This is a genomic window from Pseudoalteromonas sp. SR45-4, assembly GCF_014163535.1.
GTDB lineage: Bacteria > Pseudomonadota > Gammaproteobacteria > Enterobacterales > Alteromonadaceae > Pseudoalteromonas > Pseudoalteromonas nigrifaciens.
The window spans coordinates 1-3,391 of record NZ_JACJDO010000079.1 but is presented as its reverse complement, the minus strand read 5'-3'; the positions used below and the strand labels follow the sequence as shown (position 1 = coordinate 3,391).

Genomic DNA, 3,391 nt, shown 5'->3' with positions numbered 1-3,391 from the left:
AGCAGCTATTTTCAGCGCTAACTGCGTTGAATTTACTTGCAATAGGCCAGCTATTGACGCGTAAATTCGCCTTGTTTTCACTGAAAACCTCTGGCTAGAGAAAATAAAATTAAATATAACTATGACTCAATACGTTAGTAAATCTCTTAACCAGAGTTCAGATTAAGTAATTAATATAACAGAAGGTATTTTATTATGACCATTAAAGTAGGTATTAACGGTTTTGGCCGTATGGGGCGTTTAACGCTGCGCGCAGCGGTTGACTGGCCAAATATAGAGTTTATAAAAGTAAATGATATAGCGGGCGATGCTAAAACCCATGCCCATTTATTGGAGTTTGACTCAGTGCATGGGCGTTTACATCATCCTGTTACAGCCACTAATAATATTATTGAGGTTGGCAAACATAATATAACTGTAAGCAACCATAAAACCATTAACGACAACGATTGGTCTGGTTGCGATGTAGTAATAGAAGCCAGCGGTAAAATGAAAACGACCCAGTTACTAAATGCGTATTTAGCCCAAGGTGTTAAACGCGTGGTGGTGACCGCACCGGTAAAAGAAGAGGGCATTTTAAATATAGTAGTAGGGGTGAACGATCATCTTTATAAGCCAAGTGAGCACAAAATAGTTACTGCGGCCTCCTGTACCACCAACTGCTTAGCGCCTATTGTGAAGGTACTGCAACAAAAAGTGGGTATTAAACACGGCTCCATAACCACTATTCACAGTATTACCAACACGCAAACCATTATTGACGCACCACATAAAGACCTACGCCGAGCACGTTCTTGTGGCACAAGTTTAATACCAACAACAACAGGCAGCGCAACAGCCATTACGCATATTTTTCCTGAGCTTAAAGGTAAATTAAACGGCCATGCTGTACGTGTACCACTTACTAATGCCTCAATTACCGATTGTGTGTTTGAACTGCAGCGCAGCGTTAGTGAAGATGAAGTAAATGGCTGGTTTAAAAGTGCGGCTAATAACGAGCTTAAAGGTATTTTAGGTTACGAGGAAAAACCACTGGTATCGATTGATTACGCAACCGATCCGCGCAGCAGCATAATAGATGCGCTTTCAACTATGGTAATTAACAACACTCAGCTTAAATTATACGCTTGGTACGATAACGAGTGGGGCTATGCAAATCGTACTGCAGAGCTAATGCTAAAAGTTGGTTTAAGTGATCAATCAAATTAATAGGCTAATTTAATGTTTGCGCAACTAGCTAACTTACCAAGCTCACTAAAACAGTATTTTATCATTACCGGCAATTATTGGGCTTTTACTTTAACCGATGGCGCACTGCGAATGTTAGTGGTGCTGTATTTTCATCAGTTAGGTTATGGCGCATTAGCGATTGCTATGTTGTTTTTGTTTTACGAAATATTTGGCGTGATCACTAACTTAGTGGGGGGATGGTTAGGAGCGCAACTTGGCTTAAATAAAACCATGAATATAGGCTTAGGGCTGCAAATACTTGCGCTTGCTATGCTTTGCGTGCCAACAGATTGGTTAACGGTTGCTTATGTAATGGCAGCACAAGCGTTAAGTGGGATTGCCAAAGATCTTAATAAAATGAGCGCCAAAAGCGCGATTAAATATTTGGTGCCGCAAAACAGCAGTGGGCAAAGTCAATTATATAAATGGGTTGCCATACTTACAGGCTCTAAAAATGCATTAAAAGGAGTGGGCTTCTTTTTAGGTGGGGTACTGCTTACTTTATTTGGTTTTGTTGGTGCGTTGTTTACTTTAATCGTTTTATTGAGTGTTGCCTGGGTTATAAGTTTAGTCTTTTTAAAAGGCGATATAGGTAAGGCCAAAAACAAACCTAAATTTAAAACGTTATTCTCTAAATCTCGCGCTATTAATTTACTTAGCACAGCACGATTGTGTTTATTTGCCTCGCGAGACGTGTGGTTTGTAGTGGCTCTGCCCGTGTATTTAGCCACGCAATTTAACTGGAACCATACTTGGGTGAGTGGCTTTATGGCACTGTGGGTAATAGCGTATGGGTTAGTGCAATCGCAAGCACCGCGAATTACTGGGCAAGTTATTACCTCTGGTTTTAATACAGTTAATAAAGCATATAAATGGGTTACGCTATTGTGCGTTGTAACTGGCGTTTTAGCGCTGCTAATGCCATTTAATAGTGCGGTAAATTATACGCTTATAGTGGGCTTATTTATTTTTGGTGGGGTGTTTGCTGTTAACTCATCGCTACATAGTTATTTAATAGTGAGCTTTGCCAGCAGTGATGGTGTGTCGCTCGATGTAGGCTTTTATTACATGGCCAATGCCATGGGGCGCCTACTGGGTACTGTGCTTTCTGGTTGGGTATTTCAGCTTTATGGGTTAGTGGCGTGTTTATGGGTAAGTGTTTGCCTACTCATTATGGCTGCAATAGCCACCGCTTTTTTGGCTAAACATGAAGGCTAAACTTTTGTATGAGATTGCTGTTTTTACACTAAATTAATAGCTTCATTTTATAGATCAACTAAACTATATACGTTAATTAATTAAAGGGAGTGATGAATGCGGGAAATAGCGTTAGCAAAAAAGTTATTGTGGCTCTCAGTGGGAAGTATATTTATAACTGTATTAGTACTTTCGAGTATTTTATGGTGGCAGTTATCATTAAGTAATAAAGATTTAGCGACCAAGTCTGAAGAATATATAGTTGCTGAAGTAGAAGAAAAACTTAATGCAAACGCGGCTGTTTACGGTGAAAGAATAGCTGGGTTTATTAACGAAGCCTACCGAATTCCCTATACATTGGCAGCATTACTTAGCGACGCAGCCCAGCAAAATAGCTTAAACCGAGATACAGTGGTAAGTATTTACCACGCTATTATTGAAAAAAACACTCTTTTATCATCGGTTTACTCACAGTTTGAAGCCAACGCTTTTGACGGCCAAGATGCCTACTTTCAGCAAGGTTATAAACATTCTGTTGATGGTGCTGGCACACTTGAAGTATATATTACCCGCGACGAAAACGGTGTTATTGAACAGCAAAAAGTAGCTAACGCCGCAGATAAATACATTACAACACTTAACGAGTTTGGTATTCGAGAGGCACATTGGTATTTATGTGCTAAAGACACACTTAAGCCGTGTATTATGGAACCCTACCTATACGAAATTCCCTCTGGCGATTCGGTTATGCTAACGTCTTTAACAGTGCCTATTTTAAAATCAGGGCAGTTTATTGGTATTACTGGCGCTGACTTAACACTACCTACATTTCAAACCATTGACGTGGTCAACTAAATTCAGTCACCCTAGTTAAGAAACCATATCTAATGTTTCGGTTCGTTCTTCAAAGTCATTTGGGCTTTGATAATTTAAGTACGAATGTAAGCGACGACTGTTGTACCAC

Annotated in this window: 2 protein-coding genes and 1 pseudogene; all 3 read left to right on the top strand. The window is 39.8% G+C overall.

Annotated features, from left to right (window positions below):
• The first annotated feature begins 195 nt into the window (after window positions 1-195).
• Window positions 196-1,209, top strand: coding sequence for an ArsJ-associated glyceraldehyde-3-phosphate dehydrogenase (locus H5058_RS17940; RefSeq protein WP_182679347.1), 1,014 nt, complete (start codon window positions 196-198; stop codon window positions 1,207-1,209).
• A 12-nt stretch (window positions 1,210-1,221) separates the two neighbouring features.
• A complete protein-coding gene (gene arsJ, locus H5058_RS17935; RefSeq protein ID WP_182679345.1) occupies window positions 1,222-2,448 on the top strand; it encodes an organoarsenical effux MFS transporter ArsJ in 1,227 nt (408 codons plus the stop codon).
• Between the two features lie 96 nt (window positions 2,449-2,544).
• Window positions 2,545-3,267 (top strand): annotated as a pseudogene (locus H5058_RS17930) (cache domain-containing protein); the annotation flags it as partial.
• Window positions 3,268-3,391: the final 124 nt, after the last annotated feature.

What these genes read in the sequence shown, in the direction of transcription:
- arsJ (WP_182679345.1), top strand. Translation starts at nt 1,222, where the DNA reads ATGTTTGCGCAACTAGCTAACTTACCAAGCTCACTAAAACAGTATTTT.
- H5058_RS17940 (WP_182679347.1), top strand. Translation starts at nt 196, where the DNA reads ATGACCATTAAAGTAGGTATTAACGGTTTTGGCCGTATGGGGCGTTTA.